At 62.3% G+C, this 22,354-nt stretch carries 17 protein-coding genes, 2 tRNA genes and 2 pseudogenes; 6 read left to right on the top strand and 15 right to left on the bottom strand.

Features of this window, described 5'->3' with window-relative positions:
- Positions 1–34: 34 nt before the first annotated feature.
- The 10 genes from queC to def all read right to left on the bottom strand — a co-directional run bounded on the left by queC (position 35) and on the right by def (position 9,921).
- The gene (gene queC / locus FQ705_RS20795; protein WP_144143926.1) at positions 35–769 is read right to left on the bottom strand and encodes a 7-cyano-7-deazaguanine synthase QueC; all 735 of its coding nucleotides are present in this window, start codon (positions 767–769) and stop codon (positions 35–37) included.
- A 380-nt stretch (positions 770–1,149) separates the two neighbouring features.
- Positions 1,150–1,225, bottom strand: a tRNA-Phe gene (locus FQ705_RS20790).
- Positions 1,226–1,336: 111 nt separating this feature from the next.
- Complete coding sequence (gene esaR / locus FQ705_RS20785; RefSeq protein ID WP_144143925.1) at positions 1,337–2,026, bottom strand: response regulator transcription factor EsaR; 690 nt, start codon at positions 2,024–2,026, stop codon at positions 1,337–1,339.
- Positions 2,027–4,450, bottom strand: coding sequence for a sensor histidine kinase (locus tag FQ705_RS20780; protein ID WP_144143924.1), 2,424 nt, complete (start codon positions 4,448–4,450; stop codon positions 2,027–2,029).
- On the bottom strand, positions 4,440–5,039 hold the full coding sequence (locus FQ705_RS20775; protein WP_144143923.1) for a DUF4390 domain-containing protein: 600 nt from the start codon (positions 5,037–5,039) through the stop codon (positions 4,440–4,442). The genes FQ705_RS20780 and FQ705_RS20775 overlap by 11 nt, the downstream gene beginning before the upstream one ends.
- Complete coding sequence (rsmB, locus tag FQ705_RS20770; protein ID WP_144143922.1) at positions 5,036–6,475, bottom strand: 16S rRNA (cytosine(967)-C(5))-methyltransferase RsmB; 1,440 nt, start codon at positions 6,473–6,475, stop codon at positions 5,036–5,038. Before rsmB ends, FQ705_RS20775 begins: the two co-directional genes overlap by 4 nt.
- 197 nt (positions 6,476–6,672) lie before the next feature.
- Positions 6,673–7,530: a zinc metalloprotease HtpX gene (gene htpX, locus FQ705_RS20765; protein ID WP_144143921.1), complete on the bottom strand. Its 858-nt coding sequence runs from the start codon at positions 7,528–7,530 to the stop codon at positions 6,673–6,675.
- Between the two features lie 103 nt (positions 7,531–7,633).
- The gene (locus FQ705_RS20760) at positions 7,634–8,275 is read right to left on the bottom strand and encodes a LysE family translocator (RefSeq protein ID WP_144144358.1); all 642 of its coding nucleotides are present in this window, start codon (positions 8,273–8,275) and stop codon (positions 7,634–7,636) included.
- Between the two features lie 115 nt (positions 8,276–8,390).
- Entirely contained in the window at positions 8,391–9,386 is a 996-nt protein-coding gene (gene fmt, locus FQ705_RS20755; RefSeq protein WP_144143920.1) for a methionyl-tRNA formyltransferase, read from the bottom strand.
- Positions 9,387–9,417: 31 nt separating this feature from the next.
- Positions 9,418–9,921, bottom strand: coding sequence for a peptide deformylase (gene def, locus FQ705_RS20750; RefSeq protein WP_144143919.1), 504 nt, complete (start codon positions 9,919–9,921; stop codon positions 9,418–9,420).
- Positions 9,922–10,164: 243 nt separating this feature from the next.
- On the opposite strand from def, the gene dprA reads away from it, so the two are divergent.
- From dprA to FQ705_RS20735, 3 genes are all read left to right on the top strand, one after another.
- A complete protein-coding gene (gene dprA / locus FQ705_RS20745) occupies positions 10,165–11,430 on the top strand; it encodes a DNA-processing protein DprA (protein ID WP_144143918.1) in 1,266 nt (421 codons plus the stop codon).
- 77 nt (positions 11,431–11,507) lie between these two features.
- Positions 11,508–11,885 (top strand): thioredoxin family protein, encoded by a 378-nt coding sequence (locus FQ705_RS20740; RefSeq protein WP_144143917.1) that lies wholly within the window; start codon positions 11,508–11,510, stop codon positions 11,883–11,885.
- 249 nt (positions 11,886–12,134) lie between these two features.
- Positions 12,135–14,819, top strand: coding sequence for a DNA topoisomerase III (locus tag FQ705_RS20735; RefSeq protein WP_144143916.1), 2,685 nt, complete (start codon positions 12,135–12,137; stop codon positions 14,817–14,819).
- A gap of 158 nt (positions 14,820–14,977) precedes the next feature.
- Here the strand turns inward: FQ705_RS20735 and FQ705_RS20730 are convergent, their stop codons facing one another.
- Positions 14,978–16,081 carry a LysR family transcriptional regulator gene (locus tag FQ705_RS20730; RefSeq protein ID WP_144143915.1) on the bottom strand — a complete coding sequence of 368 codons (1,104 nt, stop codon included), beginning with the start codon at positions 16,079–16,081 and terminating at the stop codon, positions 14,978–14,980.
- A gap of 342 nt (positions 16,082–16,423) precedes the next feature.
- The gene (locus FQ705_RS20725) at positions 16,424–18,280 is read right to left on the bottom strand and encodes a phosphoenolpyruvate carboxykinase (GTP) (RefSeq protein ID WP_144143914.1); all 1,857 of its coding nucleotides are present in this window, start codon (positions 18,278–18,280) and stop codon (positions 16,424–16,426) included.
- Between the two features lie 378 nt (positions 18,281–18,658).
- Here FQ705_RS20725 and FQ705_RS20720 point away from each other — a divergent pair, with 378 nt between their 5' ends.
- On the top strand, positions 18,659–19,672 hold the full coding sequence (locus FQ705_RS20720) for a D-2-hydroxyacid dehydrogenase family protein (RefSeq protein WP_144143913.1): 1,014 nt from the start codon (positions 18,659–18,661) through the stop codon (positions 19,670–19,672).
- A 54-nt stretch (positions 19,673–19,726) separates the two neighbouring features.
- On the opposite strand, the gene FQ705_RS20715 is transcribed toward FQ705_RS20720, so the two are convergent.
- A complete protein-coding gene (locus FQ705_RS20715) occupies positions 19,727–20,602 on the bottom strand; it encodes a patatin-like phospholipase family protein (RefSeq protein WP_144143912.1) in 876 nt (291 codons plus the stop codon).
- A 50-nt stretch (positions 20,603–20,652) separates the two neighbouring features.
- A complete protein-coding gene (locus FQ705_RS20710; protein WP_144143911.1) occupies positions 20,653–21,057 on the bottom strand; it encodes a PaaI family thioesterase in 405 nt (134 codons plus the stop codon).
- A 215-nt stretch (positions 21,058–21,272) separates the two neighbouring features.
- On the opposite strand from FQ705_RS20710, the gene FQ705_RS20705 reads away from it, so the two are divergent.
- Positions 21,273–21,348: transfer RNA gene (locus tag FQ705_RS20705), tRNA-Lys, on the top strand.
- A 575-nt stretch (positions 21,349–21,923) separates the two neighbouring features.
- A pseudogene (locus FQ705_RS20700) lies at positions 21,924–22,022 on the top strand (LysE family translocator); the annotation flags it as partial.
- Here FQ705_RS20700 and FQ705_RS20695 read toward each other — a convergent pair.
- Positions 22,018–22,341: pseudogene (locus FQ705_RS20695) on the bottom strand (AraC family ligand binding domain-containing protein); the annotation flags it as partial. The pseudogenes FQ705_RS20700 and FQ705_RS20695 overlap by 5 nt on opposite strands.
- Between the last annotated feature and the right edge of the window lie 13 nt (positions 22,342–22,354).

Below are 22,354 nucleotides of genomic sequence, written 5' to 3'. Positions count from 1 at the left end.
AATGATTTGCTGCGGTGCTTCGACACATCGACGATCAGAGCGGCGATTCCGTGACTTTCTCACCGGACAGATACGCTTCATAGCCTCGCTTACGCAGACGGCAAGCCGGGCACTCGCCACAACCGAAACCCCATGCATGCAGTTCGGCGCGTTCGCCCACATAGCAGGTGTGCGTTTCGACTCGCACCAGTTCGACCAGTTCATCGCCGCCCAGCTCGTGCGCGAGGCGCCACGTATCGGCCTTGTCGAGCCACATGAGCGGCGTTTCGAGCAGGAAGCGCGTGTCCATGCCGAGATTCAACGCGACTTGCAAGGCCTTCATGGTGTCGTCGCGGCAATCGGGATAGCCCGAAAAATCCGTCTCGCACATGCCGCCCACCAGCACCTGCAAACCACGCCGATAAGCAATCGCCGCGGCGATGGTCATGAACATCAGATTGCGTCCCGGCACGAACGTGTTCGGCAAACCGTTGGCCGTCGCTTCGATCTCGATTTCGCGTGTCATCGCGGTATCGCTGATCGAGCCCAGCACCGACAGATCGATCATATGATCTTCGCCGAGGCGCTCGGCCCACGCGGGAATCGTGCGCACGACAGCGTTGCGAAACCCTTCGCGACATTCGAGTTCGACGCGGTGCCGTTGACCGTAATCGAAGCCGAGGGTCTCGACCGTGTCGTAACGATCGAGGGCCCAGGCGAGGCACGTGGCGGAATCCTGGCCGCCGGAAAACAGCACCAGAGCGCTACGTTTAGCGTCTTTGCGGATCACCGTGAAACTCCGTGAATGATGAGTGCCACGTCGCGCTGCGCGAGGTGCGCCATGCAAGCAACGCGGTGCGACGCGTGCCGGCACTGTTGCCGGCCCAAAGCAGTATAGGCCGCGCCTTTTGCCTGCAAAGTCGCTGGGCGCTTATACCGTTAATCGTCGGGCGAAGGGTTCGGTGCGGGTCGCGGTCTCGCCGCGCGGCGATCAGACCGCAAGCCAGGCGACGCGCCTGCGCGCAAGTCCTTGAACTGGCGCGATTTTATCACGCGACGCCGAACGCCGCCGAGCACGCCCGGTCCAGCGATACGCGCGGGCAGAAACAACAGGCGCCCGTCAGAAAAGGAAAAGCCCCAGGAATCTTGCGATTTCCTGGGGCTGAATCCTGGTGGCCTGGGACGGAATCGAACCATCGACACGCGGATTTTCAATCCGCTGCTCTACCAACTGAGCTACCGGGCCAACGAAGAACGAAATGATATCAAAGGGTCGCCGGCACGACAAGCCCCTTCTCGAAAAAATCTGAGCAGAGGGGCTCTGCGCGGCAGGCGTGGATACGCTGCCGTACCTCGCTCACTCGCCTTTGTTCTTGCCGAGGTCGACGCCGAGCTGCTTGAGCTTGCGATACAAGTGCGTGCGCTCCAGCCCGGTCTTCTCCGCGACGCGCGTCATGCTGCCGTTCTCGCGCGCGAGGTGATATTCGAAGTACGCACGCTCGAAGGCATCGCGTGCATCGCGCAGCGGAATATCGAATGAGATCGATGCGGTTTGCGCAGCGAGTGCGCCGCTACCCAGCCCATCGGTCGACAACATCGGCAACGCGGCCGCCGACGCCACCGCCGACGAACTCACCGGCAACACCGGCTTGGCCGCCGCGCCGCCCGGCGCACCCGTTGCGTTGCCGCGCGCGAGGCCCTGCTCGACTGCCTTCAGCAGCTTCTGCAAGGCAATCGGCTTCTCGAGGAAGTTGAGCGCGCCGATCTTGGTCGCTTCGACTGCCGTGTCGATGGTCGCATGACCCGACATCATGATGACCGGCATGGTCAGTTGCCCTTGCGCGGCCCACTCCTTGAGCAAGGTCACGCCGTCGGTGTCGGGCATCCAGATATCGAGCAGCACCAGATCCGGCGCTTGGCGCAAACGGAACTCGCGCGCCTCCTGCGCGTTTTCCGCGGCCTCCACGACATGCCCTTCGTCGCTCAGGATCTCCGAGAGCAATTCCCGGATGCCCATTTCATCATCTACCACCAGGATGGTTGCCATTTACGCTGCCCTTGTCTGCACTGTTGCTTTTGTCTTTCCCTGCGACGCACTACCGTGCGCCGGACGCGGACCTGCTCCAGGTGCCGCGGCGTCGTCTGCCAGTTGGAGGAAGAGAATCGATATTTGCGCACCTTCGATCACGTCGCCCGCCTTCATGCGGTTGCGGATGTCGATGCGCGCGCCGTGTTCGTCGACGATCTTCTTGACCATCGCAAGTCCCAGACCCGTACCTTTGGCCTTGGTCGTCACGTAAGGTTCGAATGCACGTGTGAGGATACGCGCGGGGAAACCCGGTCCATTATCCGACACGGTCAAACGCACCGCGACGCGCACCTTGCCTTCCGCGTCGGGGTCTCCGTATTCTACTGTCCTCGTCTCGAGCAACACACGCGGGTGCTCGACCTCGGCGACTGCATCCTGCGCATTCTGCAGCAGGTTGTGAATCACCTGGCGCAGTTGCGTCGCATCGCCGCGGATCGCCGGCAGAGCGGACAGCTCCACCTGGATCGCGCCCTTGCCTTCTTCGATACCGTACAGCGTCAGCACCTCGCTGACCAGATCGTTCAGTTGCAGATGAGCCAGCACAGCCGGAGGCGTGCGCGCGTAGTCGCGGAAATTGTCGACCATCTGCTTCATCGCGGCGACCTGGTTCACGATCGTGGTCGCGCCGCGTTTCAACACATCGGCATCCGATGGCGACAGTTTATCGGCGAGCTTCATCTGCAGACGCTCGGCGGAGAGTTGAATCGGCGTGAGCGGATTCTTGATCTCGTGCGCAAGCCGTCGTGCGACTTCGCCCCACGCGATGGAACGCTGTGCGGAGATCACGTCGGAAATATCGTCGAACACGACCACGTAGCCCGAGGTCTGTACGTCTTCCGCGTCGCGATCCGTGGCGGAGACGAGACGCGCGCCGCGCACGAGCAAGGTGAGCGGCTCGGTTTCGCCCGGCACCTGAATCGAGAACTGCTGCTGCCAGTGGCCGCGATCGTCGTGACCATCGCCGCTTGCCGCTTCGCGATCGGCAAACGCCTTGCGCACCATGCCGCCGAATTCGCTCAGCACGTTGATCTGATCGAGCGCCGCGCCCAGCAAAGCCTGGAACGGCTGACGGAAAATCCGCTCGGCGCCGCGATTGGCTGTAGTGAGTCTGAACTGCCGGTCGAACACGAACACGCCCGCCGTGAGGTTGGCGAGGATACTTTCCAGATACGTCTTCGAATGCTCGAGCGCGATGCGATTGTTCTCGACTGCCGCGCGCGCCTCCGACAACTGCCGCGTCATCGCGTTGAACGACTGCGTGAGGAAGCCCAGCTCGTCGCGCGATTTGATTTCGCGCTTCGGCGTGTAATCGCCTTCGGTGATTTCCTTGGTGCCCTGCGCAAGCAGGAACAGCGGCCGGGCCAGCTGATTGCCGAGCGCGAGCGCCAGCATCATCGCGATGAAGGTGGCAAGAAACAGCGCCAGCGTCAGCGTGCCGATGTACATCTTGCGCAAACCGGTGCGCCCAAGCGCCTTCTCCTGATACTCGCGATAAGCGCGCTGCACCGCGTCCGCGTTACGCGCGAGCGAGGGCGAGACGGGCTGCGTGAGTTGCAGGAAGCGTTCGGTGGGCTGCAGCAGCGAGGCGTTCGAATCGGGAATCCGCTGCACGATGCGCAGGCGCAGGACACCCTTGCTGCCGTGTGCGTGAGGATCGCCGTCCAGTTCGCCCTCGATCGCCGCGTAGCCGCGGCCGCGTGCCTGATCGATCATCAAGGGCGTGGGCAGGTCGTTCGGCACGAGCGTCGCGTAATTGCTCGAAGCCTGGGCGACCACGTGCATATCCGGCGTCGCGCCCGACATGCTGCGCGTCGGTTCGACGATCGTCGCGTCCTGCACGCCGAACTGGTCACGCAGACGCAACAGCGTGAGCGTGGTGCCCGCAGCGTCCGCGCTGGCGATCTGCTCGGACATCAGGCGACCCTTGGTCTGCAGATCGGAGAGCGACGCGTCGAGCATGCCGCGCCCGAGATTCAGCCCGGACGTGAGCGCGGTTTCGACGTTCACGTCGAACCACGATTCGATACTGCGCGACACGAACTGATACGAGACGACGTAAATGATCCCGCCCGGCACCACGCCGACCAGCGCCATGAAGAACGCGAGCTTCGCCAATAACCGCGTGCCGAACTTGCCCTTCCTCAGCCGCGCAATGATGATGACGATGAGCGTGGCCACCACCAGCAAAAAGATCATTGCGACCGCGACGTTGGCCGCATAAAGCCACTGGTAATAGCGGTCGAAGAATTCGGTATTGGCGCTGGCCGCGGCCAGCAGCACGAGCAGCAACACGGCCGTCACGGCGACCGTCGACACCAGCACGCGCACGACAATGCTGCTGACGCTGGTGGTGGAAGTGGCGGAGCGCACTTTATTTAGCACGTTCGCTCACCGTGAAGGTAAAACGCTTCCAATCGGAGGCGAGGTTCCAGTCGCGGTTGTTCACCGCGTCGATCTGGAACGGCTTGGGCATCAGCGCGATGTCGAGCTGCATGCGCACGGACGCGGTGTAGGTCTCGCCGACATGCACGTCGTTGCGATCGATCACATGCCACGACGTGATGTGCCTGATCACTGCAAGCGCATCTTTGAGCGTGGTGAAGCCGAGCTGCAAACCGCCCGACGACACGCTCGACACACGGTACTCGCGCGTGAGCGGCTGGAACGACAGGCGAATGCTCTGCGACACGCTCACCGGCTGCTCGTCGAACCAGTACCAGCGCGGCCGGCTCAGTTCGAAGTCAGTCGTGAAGTAAAGCGGAATGCCTTTATTGACCGCGTCTTCGAGATTGCTATTCAGGTCGAAGTCGAAACGCGCGTCGAGATTCCAGCCGGTGTTGTCGGACTGTAGCGACGCACGCTGCACCGCGATCGGGTCGGCGAGCGCCGCGCCCGGCGCGGCAAGCCACACGGCCAGCGCGATCCAGAGCACGGCAGCGAGCCGAAGCGGGAAGAAGCGTTTGATGGTCACCGTTTCTGAAAGCGCGCGTAGAAAAATCCGTCGTGGTCTGAGTTCGCACCGGTGCTGTCTTCAGCGAGTTGTCCGGCATGGGAACCGGCCGATGTTTCGGCGGGCGCGCGAGTGACTGAGGGCAACAGTTGCCCCGGCGCGTCCAATCGTACCGCATCCTGATACTTGTTTCCAAACCACTGCGCCTGCAACTCGCCTTCTTCCGGAAAGATCGAGCATGTAACGTAAAGCAACTCGCCGCCTGGTTTCACGAGCGGCCACAGTGCGTCGAGAATGCGGCGCTGCTCGGCGACCAACGCGGGAACATCGGATGCACGGCGCAGCCAGCGAATGTCAGGATGACGCCGCACGATGCCCGACGCCGAACACGGCACGTCGGCAAGAATGCGGTCGAACGGCTGGTCGATGTCGTCATGCCACTTGGCCGGCGCCCCCGCGTCGCCGATGCGCACTTCGGCTTCGAGCTTGAGCCGCTGCAAATTTTCACCGATGCGCCGCGCGCGCGCCGCGTCGCTTTCGAGCGCCACGAGCTGAAGATTGGCGAGTTCGAGCAGGTGACCGGTCTTGCCGCCGGGCGCCGCACAGGCGTCGAGCACGCGCATGCCGTCGCGCGCGCCGAGCAGGGGCGCGGCGAGTTGCGCGCCGGCATCCTGCACGGAGACGATGCCCTCATTGAAGCCGGGAATACGGTCCACGGGCATCGGCGTGGCGAGCTTGACAGCGTGATCGCCCACTTTGCTCGCGACAATATGATGGCTGTGCAGGACTTGCAGATAGGCTTCGACCGTCGAGTGACGGGCGTTCACGCGCAGCGTCAACGGGCCTTGCGTGTTGCCGGCTGCAAGCACGGCTTGCCATTCAGCCGGCCATGCCCGTTTGACCGCGTCGATCCACCAGGTGGGGTAGTTCCAGCGCGCCACTTCGTCGGCCTGCGCGGCGGCTAGAAGCGCCTCGCGCTCGCGCAGAAAAGTGCGCAGCACCGCGTTGACGAGCCCTTTGGCGAATGCAAATTCACGACGCGCACTGATCGCGCCCACCGCCTGATCGACCACCGTGAAGGGTGTATAGGCGGCGTTTGCTTCGTCGTCGACCAGCAGAGCCAGCGCACAGGCGAGCACATGGTCGACGTGCGGCGGCGGGGCTTTCTTCACCAGCTTCGCGATCAGCCATTCAGCGGTGGCGAGACGGCGCATCGTGCGGTAGGCAATATCCTGCACCGCGCCGCGTGCAGCGGCGGCGGTACCTTCGGGAGCCGATCCGAAGACGGCTTGCAGCGCGGCGGGCAACGCCGCCCCGAGCCGCACGGCGCCGACGGCCTGACCCGCGCAGTCGAGCGCGAAAGCGAGCGATTCGGGCGCGAGGTGCAGCATCGACAGACGGGATTCGCGCGGACGCGCCGATGGGGAAGCAGAACGCGAAGAAGGCTTTGGGGTCATGAAAAAGACAAAGGCAGGCCGCGCGGTGCGCGCAACGCAAACTGCAGACATTGTAGCGTGGCGCGGAGCAGGGGCTGCGGCGTGTGCGCGGCGACGCCCCCGCTTGCGTGCGAGTGCGCGCGAATCTCCGCACCGGAACGAAAAAGGCGAGTCCGTGGACTCGCCTTTTTTTACCGCGTCCCCGGACAACTGCGCAGTTATTCGAAGCGCCCTGTGCGCGCCATTTCCATCAACCGCGCGACGCGTTCCTCAGTGGCCGGGTGCGTTGAAAACAGATTGGCGATGCCGCCGCCCGACAGCGGATTCATGATCATCATCTGCGCAGTGGCGGGATGCTGCTCGGCCACCGGAAACGGAATACCGCTCGCGTAACGATGAATCTTGTCGAGCGCCGACGCGAGCGCCTGCGGGTCGCCGGAAATCTGCGCGCCGCCACGATCTGCCTCGAACTCACGGGAGCGTGAAATGGCCATCTGGATCAGCGCACCGGCGATCGGCGCGAGCAAAGCCACGGCGATACCCGCGATCGGGTTTGTGGAACGGCCGTTTTCGTCGCGGCTACCGAAGAACATGGCGAAGTTCGCCAATGCGGAAATGGCACCTGCCATGGTGGCCGACACGGTCGAGATCAGGATGTCGCGGTGCTTCACGTGCGCCAGTTCGTGCGCCATCACCCCGCGCATTTCGCGCTCGGACAGCACGCGCAAGATGCCGGTGGTCGCGGCAACCGCCGCGTGCTCCGGATTACGGCCGGTGGCGAAAGCGTTGGGGGCGTCTTCGTTGATCAGATAGACCCGCGGCATCGGCAGGTTGGCGCGCGTGGCGAGCTCACGCACCATGCGATAGAACTGCGGCGCGCTGCTCTCGTCGACTTCCTGCGCGTTGTACATGCGCAGAACCATCTTGTCCGAGAACCAGTACGAAAAGAAGTTCATGCCGAGCGCAATCACGAGCGCGATCATCATGCCTCGCGATCCGCCGATCATGCCGCCGATCACGATAAAAAGGGCCGTGATCGCGGCCATCAACATCGCGGTTTTGACCCAATTGAACATGTCTGCCACTCCTTGCCCTAACGCGGGTTCATATCTGCGCCACGTCATTGCGGCGCCCAATTGTAAGCGAAATGTTAGATATGGGCGCGTCGGGAAAATTCAATCATCGTGATGCGGTGGCGAGTTTCAGCCCCAGTCCGACGAAAGCGCTGCCGACTCCGCGGTCCAGCCACTTCTTCACCGACGGCTTACCGGAGAAACGCCGCGTCACGCTACCAGCGACCCAAGCCACAAAGCTGTTCCAGAGCATGCTCATCATGACGAACACCGCGCCGAGCGTGAGAAACGCGAACGCCTTGTGGTCGCTGCCCGTCGTCACGAACTGCGGAAAAAAGGATACGAAGAACAGCACTACCTTCGGGTTCAGCACATTGGTCCAGAAACCCTGCAGGAACAGCTGCCGCAGTGACTTGGGCGCACCGGCGCCGCGCGCTTCGCCGGCTGCCTGGTCTTTTTCCGACTTCGCAAAGACCAGCCGCGTGCCGAGATAGATCAGATAAATGGCACCGACGAACTTGATGACGGTGAACGCCGTAGCCGACGCGGCCAGCAACGCGGTCAAGCCGAACGCGCACGCCAGCGAGTGCACGCAGCAGCCGGCGGAGATACCCAATGCGGACATCAGCCCCGCACCACGGCCCTGAGCGACGCTACGCCCGACGATATAAGCCGTGTCAGGACCGGGCGTCACGTTCAAAAGAAAGACCGCGACGATGAAGAACTCGAAATGGGTGATGCCAAACATGGAAAATCCTCGAAAACCTGGCGATTGCATAGAGGATTCTAACGCGCGGCGCGTTCGCGGCGGCGGGTCTTGAACATCGGCCGAACGGACGATGTTCAAGACGTGTGGCAAGGTGTTATTTTGCTTCGGGAAGCTGGAAACGCTGCCCCGCAGCCAGTGTCGAGCCGGCCAGGAATTCGCGCACCGGCAAGCGCTTGCCGCCGGGTTTCTGCAACTGCGTGAGGCGCAATGCGCCTTCGCCGCAGGCTACCACCACGCCTTCGGGCGAGACGTCGGTGATCGTGCCGGGCGCGGCGTTATTGCCTTGCACTGTCGCATCGACGGGTATTGCGGCCCAGATTTTGATCGCGGTGCCGTCTTCAAGCGTGCCTACGCCGCCCGGGAACGGGTCGAACGCGCGCACCTGGCGCGCCAGCACGGCGGCTGGACGACGCCAGTCGAGCGCGGCTTCCTGCTTGCCGATCTTTTCAGCGTAAGTGACGCCGTCGGCCGGTTGCGGCGTGGCGGCCAGCTTGCCGCTGCGCTCGAGTTCGATCAGCGCTTCGACGATCAGCTTCGCGCCGTCGTGCGCAAGGCGATCGTGCAACGTGGCGGTGGTGTCGTCGTCGGAAATAGACGTACGCGCTTCGGAGATCATCGCGCCGGTGTCGAGGCCGACGTCCATCTGCATCAACGTGATGCCGGTTTCGGTATCGCCTGCTTCGATCGCGCGATGGATCGGCGCGGCGCCGCGCCAACGCGGCAGCAACGACGCGTGAATGTTGATGCAGCCGAGCGGCGCAATATCGAGCACTTCCTGCGGCAGGATCAGGCCGTAAGCGGCCACCACCATCACGTCGTGCGGCGTGGCGCGCAGTTGCTCGATCGCGGTGGCGGCTTCCTCCGGATATTTGCCCGCGCGACGCAGCGAAGTGGGTTGCGCGACGGCAAGACCATGCTCCTGCGCGTAGCGCTTCACCGGGCTCGCCTGCAATTTCATACCGCGTCCGGCGGGACGATCCGGCTGCGTCAGCACGAGCGGCACCGGAAAACCGGCGCCGTGGATCGCGGCCAGCGCAGCCGCGGCGAACTCCGGCGTACCGGCAAAGATGACGCGCAACGAATGGCTCATGAACAGGTGCAGTAGGCGAGTTGGACGCGCATTACATCGCGTGGGCGAGCTTCTTCATCTTGCTCTTGATGCGGGTCTGCTTGAGCGAGGACAGGTACTCGACAAAAACGCGGCCCATCAGGTGATCCATTTCGTGCTGGATGCAAACGGCGAGCAAGCCTTCGCAGTCGAGCTCGAAGGTTTCGCCCTTTTCGTTCAACGCCCGCACGCGCACCTGCTCGGCGCGCTCGACGTTGTCGTAAATGCCCGGCACCGACAGACAGCCCTCTTCCGACAGCTTCTTCTCGTCGCTCGACCAGATGATTTCCGGATTGATGAAAGCCAGCAATTCGTTGTGATCGTCCGATACGTCGATCACGATCACGCGCTCATGCACGTCCACCTGGGTCGCGGCGAGGCCGACGCCGGGGGCGGCGTACATGGTTTCCGCCATGTCTTTGACCAGACGGCGGATGCGGTCGTTGACCACGTCGACCGGCTTGGCGATCTTGTGCAGCCGTTTGTCCGGGTAATTGAGGATATTCAGTAAAGCCATGATCTTGAGTGTGTTTTTAGACGCCGCTGACCGCCGGGAGGCTCGCGTTAGCCATTCGGCCAGCTTGTGAGCCCGTCGTATTACGCACACGATAGATGGTGTCGAACCGGTTCGATTCAACGCGCCAAATGCGCCATACAACGAGCCCGCGCGGGTGGGCGCGGCGCTGCAGTTATTTCGGATGATGAAAATTTTAGCATGGCGCCCGCCTGCCCGCTGGCCCTGCCGGAGGATCGACTCGCAATGCACACCTTGCCTGCAACCGATATTGAACTCGCCGCCTGGCTGCGGCTGTCGCTCGCGCCCGGACTGAAACCCGCTGCGCTGCGCGCTTTGCTGGCTGCTTTCGGACTGCCGGAAGCTATTCTCGACCAATCGCCGGAAGCGCTTGCCGGCGTCGCCGGCGATGCTGCGGCGCGCGCGGTGCTGGCGCCGGTTGGCCCCGACTTCGACGCCCAACTCGACGCGGTGATCGCATGGCGCGAGCTGCCGGGCAATCAGGTGGTCATGCTCGACGACCCCGCCTACCCGCCGGCGCTCCTGACCATGCCCGATCCGCCGCCGCTGCTATATATAAAGGGTCGGCTGGACCTGCTGCACGGAAGAGCCGTCGCCCTTGTGGGGAGCCGCAGCGCGACGCCGCAGGGTGTCGAAGACGCGGAGCGCTTTGCCCGGGCGCTGTCGGCGGCCGGTGTCACGGTCGTGTCCGGGCTGGCGCTGGGTATCGACGGCGCGGCGCATCGAGGGGCGCTGGGAGGCGTCGGCGGCACCGTCGCGGTAATCGGCACCGGTGCAGACCTGGTCTACCCGGCGGCGCATCATGCGCTGGCGCGGCAGATCGCGGTTCAAGGCGCCATTCTGTCGGAGTGGCCGCTCGGTACACCCGCGCGCGCCGCCAATTTTCCGCAGCGTAACCGGTTGATCGCGGGACTCGTCAGCGGCGTGGTGATCGTCGAGGCGGCCATGCGTTCGGGCTCGTTGATCACCGCACGGCTCGCCAATGAAATGGGGCGCGATATCTTCGCGTTGCCCGGGTCGATCCATGCGCCGCTCTCGCGTGGGTGTCATCGGATCATCAAGCAAGGCGCGAAGCTGGTCGAAACGCCGGATGAGGTGCTGGAGGAACTCGGTTTTGCAAAGCGTGTAGCGCCTAGCAAGGCCCGTTCAGCGCCGACACGAGCCACGGTTGCGTTTCTGGCGAACCTGGACAGCAGCGCCGACTCCGACTCGGAAGGGGACCGCGGCGCAACGACCACGAACGCCAGCGGAGCCACCGGCCCGGAAGCCTCCACGGCAACGCCACCCGCATCCTCCTGCCTCGGCGCAGAAGCGCAGCGCCTCCTGGAAGCGCTTGGCCATTCGCCCACCACGCTTGAAATTCTTGCCTACCGTACCGAGATGGAGGACTCGCTATTACAGACTACTTTGCTGCAACTCGAACTGGCCGGCCGGGTGGCCTTACTGCCCGGCGGCCGCTTCGTACGGGCAAGCCACGCAGGAGCGCCATGATCCCGCCTGACCACGATTCGGGATCGGCCATGCTACATTCGCGCCAAAGCATCTGACAAAGTACGCAAGGAACCACCATGCCCGCGCTGAACCTCGACACCGACTACGACCGGATCGCCGAGCGCATCAACGAACCCGACACGCTGTTCGTGGCGTGCCTGTGCGCGGAATGGTGCGGAACGTGCCGCGATTACCAGGATGCCTTCGACAAATTGGCCGACCGGCACCCCGACATCTGTTTCGCATGGATCGACATCGAAACGCATGCGGACCGCTTCGATGATCTCGATGTTGAGAATTTTCCGACCATACTGATCGAAGACTCAGTGACGACACGGTTCTTCGGCACTGTTTTGCCACAAGCGGCCATCGTGGAGCGGATGTTGTCCGATCTGACGGCCGTGCCCGGTGTCAGCGGCGCGCCCAAACTGCGTCCGGCGCTGACACTCGCCTAAGCGCTGTCGATAGCGCTTAGGCCCTGCGCAACGGGCGTTGCGAGCGCAGCGCACCGCGTTTTGCGCGGCTTGCCCGAGCGTTGAAAGCGCAATTTTGATGGCGCGCATTTATTGCACTTGACACGTCGTCTTCGCGCCGTGTGCTATAAAGCGGTCGTTAATGGGTCGCAAAGGTCGCAAACGAGGGGTCGCGCTAAATGAAGCGCACTCAAGGCCATCAACCCTGATCTACCAACCTCACATCGAGTCATGTCCAAAGCACTGATCATCGCCGAAAAGCCTTCCGTCGCGAACGACATCGCGCGCGCTTTGGGCGGCTTTACCAAGCATGACGAATACTACGAAAGCGACGACTACGTCCTTTCCTCGGCAGTCGGCCATCTGCTGGAAATCGCCGCGCCCGAAGACTACGAAGTCAAGCGCGGCAAGTGGAGCTTCGCCAATCTGCCCGTCATCCCGCCGCATTTCGATCTGAACCCGATCGCCAAGAGCGAGTCGCGCCTGAAGGTGCTGACCAAGCTGCTCAAGCGTAAGGACGTCGACCGCCTGATCAACGCATGCGACGCGGGGCGCGAGGGCGAGCTGATTTTCCGCCTGATCGCGCAGCACGCGAAAGCCAAGCAGCCGGTGCAGCGCCTGTGGCTGCAATCGATGACCGCGGGTTCGATCCGCGACGGCTTCGCCCGTCTGCGCAGCGACGAAGAGATGCAACCGCTCGCGGATGCCGCACGCTGCCGTTCGGAAGCGGACTGGCTGGTCGGCATCAACGGCACGCGCGCCATGACTGCGTTCAACAGCAAGGGCGGCGGCTTCTTCCTGACCACGGTCGGGCGAGTGCAGACGCCGACGCTGTCGATCGTGGTCGAGCGCGAAGAGAAGATTCGCCGCTTCGTGTCGCGCGACTATTGGGAAGTGAAGGCGGAGTTCGTGTGTGCGGCCGGTTTCTACGAAGGCCGCTGGTACGATCCGAAATTCAAGCGCGACGAGTTCGATCCGGAAAAGCGCGATTCGCGTCTGTGGGCGGCGCCCGCGGCTGACACGATCGTCGCAGCCTGCCGTGGCCAGATCGGCACGGTGACGGAAGAATCGAAGCCGTCCACGCAACTGTCGCCGGCGCTGTTCGACCTGACCAGCTTGCAGCGCGAAGCCAACGGCCGCTTCGGCTTTTCGGCGAAGAACACCTTGGGCCTCGCCCAGGCGCTGTACGAAAAGCACAAGGTGCTGACCTATCCCCGGACCGACGCTCGCGCGCTGCCGGAAGACTATATGGATACGGTCAAGGACACGCTCGGCATGCTCAAGGAGAGCAACAACTATCTGCCGTTCGCCAAGCAGGTGCTCGACAAGGGCTGGGTGAAGCCGAACAAGCGCATCTTCGATAACTCGAAGATCAGCGACCACTTCGCTATCATCCCGACGGCGCAAGCGCCGAAGAATCTGTCCGAGCCGGAACAGAAGCTCTACGACCTCGTCGTGAAGCGTTTCCTGTCGGTGTTCTTCCCGGCCGCCGAATTCCGGGTGACGACGCGAATCACGGAAGTGGTCGGTCATCACTTCAAGACCGAAGGCAAAGTGCTGGTCGAACCGGGCTGGCTGCAGGTCTACGGCCGTGAAATTGGCGGTGAAGACGCGAACCTCGTGCCGGTACAGAAGGACGAGAAGGTCAAGACCGACAAGATCGCCGCGCATCAACTGGTGACGAAACCGCCTGCACGCTACAACGAAGCGACGCTGCTGTCGGCGATGGAAGGCGCGGGCAAGCTCGTCGAAGACGACGAACTGCGCGAAGCAATGGCGGCCAAGGGGCTCGGCACGCCGGCGACGCGCGCCGCCATCATCGAAGGTCTGCTCGGCGAAAAGTATCTGATCCGCGAAGGTCGCGATCTGATCCCGACGGCCAAGGCGTTCCAGCTGATGACGCTTCTGCGTGGCCTCGGCGTAAAGGAATTGACCGCCCCGGAACTGACCGGCGAGTGGGAGTACAAGCTCTCGCAGATGGAGCGAGGCAACCTGCCGCGCGACGCGTTCATGCAGGAAATTGCCCGCATGACGCAGACCATCGTCAAGCGTGCGAAAGAATACGATTCCGACACGATCCCCGGCGATTACGCGACGTTGGAAACGCCGTGTCCGAATTGCGGTGGTCAGGTGAAGGAAAACTACCGGCGCTTTGCCTGTACGAAATGCGAGTTTTCGATTTCGAAGATTCCGGGCAGCCGCCAGTTCGAAATTCCGGAAGTCGAAGAACTGCTGCAGAACAAGACCATTGGGCCGCTGTCGGGATTCCGCAGCAAGATGGGCCGGCCGTTCTCGGCGATCCTCAAGCTCTCCTTCGACGACGAGATCAAGAACTTCAAGCTCGAATTCGATTTCGGTCAGGACTCGGGCGGGGAAGACGGCGAACCGCCTGATTTCTCCGATCAGCAACCGGTGGGCGCGTGTCCGAAGTGCCAGGGCCGTGTGTTCGAGCACGGCATGAGCTATGTCTGCGAGAACTCGGTTGCCAATCCGAAGACCTGCGACTTCCGCTCGGGCAAGGTGATCCTGCAGCAGGAAATCGCGCGCGAACAGATGTCGAAACTGCTCGAAGAAGGTCGCACCGATCTGCTGACGAACTTCAAGTCGTCGCGTACCGGCCGCAACTTCAAGGCGTTCCTCGTCAAGCAGAACGACGGCAAGATCGGCTTCGAGTTCGAGAAGAAGGAACCGTCGGCCAAGACGGCAGCGAAGACCGCGGCGGCCAAGGCGGCGGCGAAAGCAGCGCCGGAATCGGACGACGGCGACGACGCAGCAGTCGCAGTGAAGGCCGTGCCGGCAGCCAGGAAGGTTGCGGCGAAGAAAGCGCCGGCCACGAAAACCGCGGCGGCCAAAAAAGCCGTGGCGGCCAAGAAGGCGCCTGCGAAGAAGGCTCCCGCTCGCAAAACCGGCTCCTGAGCCAAAGCTGGCGGCTGGAAGGCGTGATCAATCGCTAACCCGCCGTCCAGCACGATTGGTCGGCACCATGAAAAAGGCGCAGTCACTGCATGTGACTGCGCCTTTTTGTTGTCCGCCCGGCCAACCCCGCTTTGAAACGGCCGCTCGAGACACGCCCGCTAGGAAAGCGGTGACAAAGCCGTGGGGCGCGTGCGAGGAGGCGTCGTGGCCAACGCCTTTGGCACTGGCGCAAGCTCGCTATCCAGCAGGCGCGAGAGCGGCTCAGCGCCGTCGAACGCTTCCGGTGGCATGTGATCCGTGGATTCGAGCGCGGACGACGTAGCGGGCCGCTCAAGGCCGTCCTTGATCCATTGCTCGCCGAGTACGCTGTTCGGCGTCTGGTTGAAATGCTCGACCAGATGATCGATGAACGTGCGCACCTTCGCCGGCAAGTGGCGACGGCTCGGGTACGCAATGTTGATCTCGACTTGCGGCAAACGGTAATCGCCGAGCAAACGCACGAGCCTGCCACGCGTCATGTCCCGGCCGATCAGATAGCTCGGCAAGATCGCGATCCCCATACCGAGCAACGCAAATTGACGCAGCATCTCGGTATTGTTCGCCACGATCACGTTCGACGGACGAACCCGTACCTCACCTTCCGGGCCCGTGAAAACACGCTCGTCGCCCCAGTACTCGGACGGCAGGCTCAGGCACGGATGCTCGAGCAGGTGCTCGGGCCGCGTCGGCAGGCCATGCTTTTCGAGGTAAGCCGGCGTGGCGCACACCGTCATGCACCCTGTAGTCAAACGCCGCGTGACGATACTGGCGCTGCGCATCTGCCGCGCAATGACGACGCCGACATCGAAACCTTCTTCCACCAGATCCACCTGCCGGTCGACCAACGTGACGTCGGGAATGACCTTCGGGTAACGCTCCGCATAGGTCTGGAGCACGGGCGCGAGGTTGTGCAAACCGAACACCACCGGCGCCACGATTCTCAACGTGCCAACAGGTTCGTGGTTTCGCGCGACCACCATCTGCTCGACGTCTTCCAGCTCGTCGAGAATCTGGCGCGCGCGCTCGAGATAAACCTGACCCGATTCGGTCAGGGACAGGCTTCGGGTTGTGCGATTGAGCAGTCGCGTTCCGAGACGACCTTCGAGGTCGGCAACGTGACGGGTGGCAACTGCGTTGGAAATATCCATCGCGCTCGCAGCGCGGGCAAAACTGCCGAGATCCGCCACTTTGACGAAAACTCGCATCGACTGCAAATGATCCATAAGACAACTCCTGCCGTGTTACAGCTTCCTGACAATTGGTGAAAACCAGTGAAGCGAACTTGGAATTCTCCTACGACTCGCGAAATCGTGCAGAAGTTGCCCGCAAAAGCGGAAATATTGTCAGTTTTCGTGCGACTGTACTCTCCAATATGGGGCGACATCGTCAATTGTTTCGAAAAATGAAACAATCTGCTGCAGTGCAGCTTTTACTGTCATTTTTGTGCGAACAGACGTAAAGGTCGCCTCAGTATTGCGGAATCGGAAAAAATCGCGCCAAGGCTCGGCTGGATAAAGAAAAACCGCCCGAAGGCGGTTTTCCATGCGAAGTGAATACTCACGTAATCAGGGCACGAGTTTCTCTTCCAGACTGCGTTTTGCCTCGATCAGCGCCGGCGGCAGACCTTGTTGCAGTGTGTCAAACAACTCGGCATGCAGCGCGAGTTCATCGCGCCAAGCCTGATCGTCGACGGAGATCACCTGCTCGAATTGCTCGCGGCTGAAATTCAACCCGCTCCAATCGATGTCGTCGAAGTCTGGCGACAGCCCGAACGCGTGTTCTTCGCCTTGCGCCGTTCCCTCGATGCGGCCGACCATCCAGCCCAGCACGCGCATGTTCTCGCCGAAACCAGGCCAGACGAACTTGCCGTCCGGACCCTTGCGGAACCAGTTGACGCAAAAGATTTTCGGCAGCTTCGCGTTCAGTGCCGCCAGGCGCTCGCCGGTCTTCAACCAGTGGCCAAAATAGTCGGCCATGTTGTAGCCGCAGAACGGCAGCATCGCGAACGGATCGCGCCGCACCACGCCTTGCTGGCCGGCCGCGGCGGCGGTCGTCTCGGAGCCCATGGTCGCCGCCATGTAGACGCCTTCCACCCAGTTGCGCGCCTCGGTGACGAGCGGCACGGTCGTGGACCGGCGACCGCCGAAAATGAACGCATCGATAGCGACGCCCGCCGGGTTTTCCCAGTCGGCATCGATGGACGGACACTGCGCGGCCGGCGCCGTGAAGCGCGCGTTCGGATGCGCCGCCTTGCGGCCGCTCTCTTTCGCGCTGGCCGGCGTCCAGTCCTTGCCCTGCCAGTCGATCAGATGCGCCGGCGGCTGGTCGGTCATGCCCTCCCACCAGACGTCGCCGTCGTCGGTGAGCGCCACGTTGGTGAAGATCACGTTTTCTTTCAACGTGGCCATCGCGTTGAAATTGGTTTTTTCGCTCGTACCGGGCGCCACGCCGAAATAGCCGGCCTCCGGGTTGATTGCGTACAGACGGCCGTCCTTGCCCGGTTTGATCCACGCGATATCGTCGCCGATGGTGGAGATTTTCCAGCCGTTCAGCCCATCAGGCGGAATCAGCATCGCGAAATTGGTCTTGCCGCATGCCGACGGGAACGCCGCCGCCACGTGATGTTTATGCCCTTGCGGCGAGGTCACGCCGAGCACCAGCATGTGTTCGGCGAGCCAGCCTTCGTCGCGGCCCATGGTCGACGCGATGCGCAGCGCGAAACACTTCTTGCCGAGCAGCGCGTTGCCGCCGTAGCCCGAGCCGTAACTCCAGATTTCGCGCGATTCGGGAAAATGGACGATGTATTTGGTGTCGTTGCAGGGCCACGGCACGTCGTTCGCGCCGGCCGCGAGCGGCGCGCCGACCGAATGCACGCACGGCACGAACTCGCCGTCTTCGCCGAGCACGTCGTACACCTTGCGGCCCATGCGCGTCATGATGCGCATGTTCGTCACCACGTACGGGCTGTCGCTCAATTCCACGCCGATGTGCGCGATCGGCGAACCAAGCGGGCCCATCGAGAACGGCACGACGTACATCGTGCGGCCGCGCATCGCGCCTTCGAAGAGGCCGTCGAGCGTAGCCCGCATTTCTGCCGGGGCAATCCAGTTATTGGTCGGGCCGGCGTCTTCACGACGCTGCGAGCAGATGAAGGTGCGGTCCTCGACCCGCGCCACGTCGGACGGATCGGACCAGGCCAGATAGGAATTAGGACGTTTAGCCGGATTGAGCTTTCTCAAGGTGCCTGCTTCGACCATTTGCGCGCACAGGCGGTCGTACTCCTCCTGCGAACCGTCGCACCAGACGATCCTGTCCGGCTTGGTCGTGGCGGCGACGCGCTGGACCCAGTCGAGCAGTTTTCGGTGTTTGACCCACGCTGGCGCCTCGATAGCGGGCGTTCCTTCGAATGAGGGATGGTTCATCGACTTGTCTCCGTTTTGAAAGCAATAGAAAAACGGTACAAGCCCAAAAGACACTGCATGCGAGAGGCGTTCACTTCGTCACGCCGGGTTCCTGCAACCCCGACGCGCCGATGTGCAGGTCATATGGGCTACCCAGTCTGTCAAGCGGAGGCCCGAGCCGGCGGGGCTTCTGCAACCGTCTGTAAAGCGGCTTGCCTCAACACGCAACAAACTGTTAAAAACGATGTCAATCGGCCTTTGCCGTGGCGCTCCCGTTCTATGCGGGAGCTTCTACGGTAAGCCATTCAGCCAGTCCGGCATGTGACTTAGGTCACATGGTGGGACAGTCAGCATAACACTCCGTTTCGCACCGCCATGGTGCGCCGCAAGACACATACCATGAAGATTGCCATCCTCGACGATTATCAGGACGCCGTTCGTAAGCTCGACTGCTTTCAATTGCTCGCCGACCATGAAGTCAAAGTTTTCAACAACACCGTCCGGGGCCTCGGCCAACTGGCGAGCCGGCTTTCCGAAGTCGACGCGCTGGTCCTGATTCGCGAACGCACCCGCATCAGCTCGCAACTTCTCGATAAATTGCCTCGTTTGCGCATGATCAGCCAAACCGGCAAAGTGTCCAGCCACATCGACCTGGCAGCCTGTACGGAGCGCGGCATTGCCGTGCTGGAAGGCAGCGGCTCACCGATCGCGCCGGCGGAGCTAACCTGGGCTCTCATCATGGCGGCGCAGCGGCGCATTCCGCAATACGTAGCAAACCTTAAGCAAGGGGCCTGGCAGCAGTCCGGATTGAAGACGTCGGCGTTGCCGCCGAACTTCGGCTTGGGCCAGGTGCTGCGCGGTCAGACGCTGGGGATCTGGGGCTACGGCAAGATTGGCCGGCTGGTCGCCGGTTACGGCAAGGCCTTTGGCATGAATGTGCTGATCTGGGGCCGCGAGCATTCTCGCGAAGCCGCTCGCGCCGACGGATACGGCGTGGCCGAGAGTCGCGAGGCGCTGTTCGAGCAGAGCGACGTGCTGTCTTTGCATCTGCGTCTGCACGACGACACGCGTGGCATCGTCAAGCAGGAAGACCTGATGCGCATGAAGCCGACCGCATTGCTCGTGAACACGAGCCGGGCGGAATTGCTCGATGAAAACGCGCTGGTGAACGCGCTGTCGCACAACCGTCCGGGCATGGTCGCCATCGACGTCTACGAAAGCGAGCCGATTCTGCAGGGCTACAGCCTGCTGCGCATGGAAAACGTGATCTGCACGCCGCACATCGGCTACGTGGAGCGCGAGAGCTACGAGCTGTACTTCACCGCGGCGTTCCAGAACATTCTGGCTTTCGACGCCGGCGATACCGCCAGCGTGGCGAATCCGGAAGCGTTGCAGGGCGGTCGCCGGCGGTAATTCAGCGTCGCCGGACAGCCGATTGTTCGGGGCGCGCGAAGCGTCCCGAACGTCTTAACGGGCTTCGTGCGCCCCGGCTTCCAGTAGAGCGGGCATCCGTTCCAGGAAAGTCTCGCCATCCACACGGCCGAGATTGTACGCATGCACCATCTGCGAGGGACTGGTGTAGTCCCAGCTCGAAATCGGCACCTTGCGCGACGGCTGCACGTACAGCCGCTGCTGCACGCCGTGCGGCACGACGAACATCTGGGGCCGCGGATAGAGGCGCGTAACCATCACCAGCACGTTGCCGGGCGCCTCGGCATCGAGCGCGCCGACCGGCACGTTATCGACCATCCCGCCGTCCAGCACCGGCCGGCCATTGCGCCGCAGAACCGGCGTGAAAGGCGGTGTGCTGGACGATTGCAGGATCAGATCCGCCAGATCCTCGACGCTCGCGCAATCTTGCGCCCGCACGAATTCCGGATGAAAACCGAGCGTCTGACCGAGCGTCGGGTGCAAGGTCTTGCGCACGTATTTTTCGATGTTGTACGCGATCAGGCCCGCCGCTACGGCGCTGCGTGCGCCAAGCCAGCGCGGCAGATGCGACACGCCGATGCGGATTTCGGGGGCGTCGGCGAGCGTCGAAAACTTCTCGCCGTAGATGTCGAGCAGAGCCTGCCGGTAGATACGGTAATGCGGAAACACCGACTCGCCGCGCAGCAGGTTGCCCCAGTAAGCGTTGCGGGTGTTGTGGCGCAACGCGTCTTCGTAATAGCGCATCACCCAGGCGGAGTCGCGCGTGTAGAGCATGCACGCCGTGGCGGCGCCGGCTGAAATGCCGGTGATGACGCGCGGCCGGATATGCAGCTCCGGCTGGACCACGTCCCAGAAACCCGCCTGCCACCAGCAGCGATTGCCACCGCCGGCGAATACGACCTGATCGAACATCTCGGCTTTTTCCTCTGCTGCGGCTTTTTATGGCGTGGGGACTGGGGCGCTCATTCGAGCAGCGCGTAGGTGGTGGTCGCGTGGACGGCCATGTTGCCGGCTTCGTCGAATAGCTCGACCTCGCCAAAAACCAGATTGCGACCCATACGCAGCACGCGCGCGGTGATCAGCACGTCGCCCTTGCGGACGGTGCGCATGAAGTTGATATTCAGCGACACCGTGCTCATCGGCTTGAAACCGCCGAGTGCGGCGGAAATCGCGACGATCATCGCCGTGTCGGCCGCCGCCATGAACACCTGCCCGCAGATTACGCCGCCGGAATGTCGCAGACCGCCGGAAAACGGCAGGCGTAGCGTCGCACTCTCGTCGTCGACCTTGACCGGCGTCAGCGTGAGCGCGCGAACCCACGGCGCGAGGATGCGGTCGAGCAACTCGAGAATCTCTTTGTCATCCATGGCAATCCCCGGTGGGAAGCCGCGCGACGCTTCGTGCGGCAAGGTGATCGCGACATGATACCGGGACAGTGGAGGGAGCGATGTTTCGGCGTGGTTGCGAGCCAGGTACGGATATCGAGGGGCGACGTGAAGCCCGCCGTGGCGGATTTTTTTAAGAAATCTGCTAAAGGGACTTGGCAATCTCTGAAAGTTTCGGCATAATTTCGCTTCTGTTGGGGGCGTTAGCTCAGCTGGTAGAGCAGCGGACTCTTAATCCGTAGGTCGACAGTTCGAATCTGTCACGCCCCACCAAGATATCAGGCAAAAAGCCCAGTCATCGCGACTGGGCTTTTTGCTTTCTGGAATCCGTTCAGGCTCCGCAGGCACTCGCGGGAAATTTCGCCACGCTCGTTCCGCCATTTCGCCCCCGATATCTCTGTTTGACGGCTTCTTGTGTCCGGCGGCGTCGGATAAATTCAATTTCGCGTAACCCAGATGCCGTCCGCTTGGCGCAAGCACGATTCTTCGCCCAAGCGCTCGATTCTTTCATATGGTTAGCAACCCAAACTAATCGACCGGCGCAGTTATCCGGGCCGCAAACCGTCGAGTCTATATTGATTGCATAAGGAATCTAGAAAATGAATAAAAAAAGATTGCCGCATTGCTGTGTGCCGCTGCTAATTGAACGCATTCATTGGATACCGCATTGCGCGACCGGACTCAGTTCGGCAACTTTGAGCAACGCAATGCCGCTCGCGGTCGCTCGTAGGAACATCCTCCATAAGAGCCCAGCCGCCGCGTAAAGTCATTTCCTTCAATACGCCCCACCCCTCGCCGGATATCGTTGCCCATCGCAAATCCTGCGTGCAAACGTGTCGAGGCATCAGATGACCGCTTTTCTCTCCATGGCTGCTTTTGCGCTGGCCTGTTCGATTACTCCCGGCCCGGTGAATGTCGTGGCGCTTGGTGCCGGCGCGCAGCACGGCTGAGCCACGCTAAATCGACGTGCATCATGCGATATGACCAGGCTTCATCGGCAACCGGATTGCAGGCATGCACGTCGTCCGCATTCATCATCACGACCGTGCCGGCCCCGATCCACTCGCGCGCGCGACGATTCACATAGAGGCTGCGGCCCCCAGTCACGGCGCCAATCGAGAACGTCTCGTGCGAGTGTTTTGCGTAGCAGATCTCACGGCCATCTTCGATGGAACGCGCCTCGATGAATGGCAACGCGTCATCGCGCCAGAACTTCGGCGCAGAAGCGCCTTTAAGCCGGATTGCCGCCGAGGTTATCGCGTTCATGCGCGCTCCGATG

It is taken from the genome of Paraburkholderia sp. BCC1884 (genome assembly GCF_900996225.1).
Lineage (GTDB): Bacteria > Pseudomonadota > Gammaproteobacteria > Burkholderiales > Burkholderiaceae > Paraburkholderia.
This window is presented reverse-complemented; position numbering and strand designations above follow the sequence as displayed.

What these genes read in the sequence shown, in the direction of transcription:
- fmt (WP_144143920.1), bottom strand. Translation starts at nt 9,386, where the DNA reads ATGAGCCATTCGTTGCGCGTCATCTTTGCCGGTACGCCGGAGTTCGCC.
- FQ705_RS20760 (WP_144144358.1), bottom strand. Translation starts at nt 8,275, where the DNA reads ATGTTTGGCATCACCCATTTCGAGTTCTTCATCGTCGCGGTCTTTCTT.
- FQ705_RS20720 (WP_144143913.1), top strand. Translation starts at nt 18,659, where the DNA reads ATGAAGATTGCCATCCTCGACGATTATCAGGACGCCGTTCGTAAGCTC.
- FQ705_RS20715 (WP_144143912.1), bottom strand. Translation starts at nt 20,602, where the DNA reads ATGTTCGATCAGGTCGTATTCGCCGGCGGTGGCAATCGCTGCTGGTGG.
- def (WP_144143919.1), bottom strand. Translation starts at nt 9,921, where the DNA reads ATGGCTTTACTGAATATCCTCAATTACCCGGACAAACGGCTGCACAAG.
- dprA (WP_144143918.1), top strand. Translation starts at nt 10,165, where the DNA reads ATGCACACCTTGCCTGCAACCGATATTGAACTCGCCGCCTGGCTGCGG.
- FQ705_RS20740 (WP_144143917.1), top strand. Translation starts at nt 11,508, where the DNA reads ATGCCCGCGCTGAACCTCGACACCGACTACGACCGGATCGCCGAGCGC.
- esaR (WP_144143925.1), bottom strand. Translation starts at nt 2,026, where the DNA reads ATGGCAACCATCCTGGTGGTAGATGATGAAATGGGCATCCGGGAATTG.
- FQ705_RS20730 (WP_144143915.1), bottom strand. Translation starts at nt 16,081, where the DNA reads ATGGATCATTTGCAGTCGATGCGAGTTTTCGTCAAAGTGGCGGATCTC.
- FQ705_RS20735 (WP_144143916.1), top strand. Translation starts at nt 12,135, where the DNA reads ATGTCCAAAGCACTGATCATCGCCGAAAAGCCTTCCGTCGCGAACGAC.
- rsmB (WP_144143922.1), bottom strand. Translation starts at nt 6,475, where the DNA reads ATGACCCCAAAGCCTTCTTCGCGTTCTGCTTCCCCATCGGCGCGTCCG.
- FQ705_RS20710 (WP_144143911.1), bottom strand. Translation starts at nt 21,057, where the DNA reads ATGGATGACAAAGAGATTCTCGAGTTGCTCGACCGCATCCTCGCGCCG.
- FQ705_RS20725 (WP_144143914.1), bottom strand. Translation starts at nt 18,280, where the DNA reads ATGAACCATCCCTCATTCGAAGGAACGCCCGCTATCGAGGCGCCAGCG.
- htpX (WP_144143921.1), bottom strand. Translation starts at nt 7,530, where the DNA reads ATGTTCAATTGGGTCAAAACCGCGATGTTGATGGCCGCGATCACGGCC.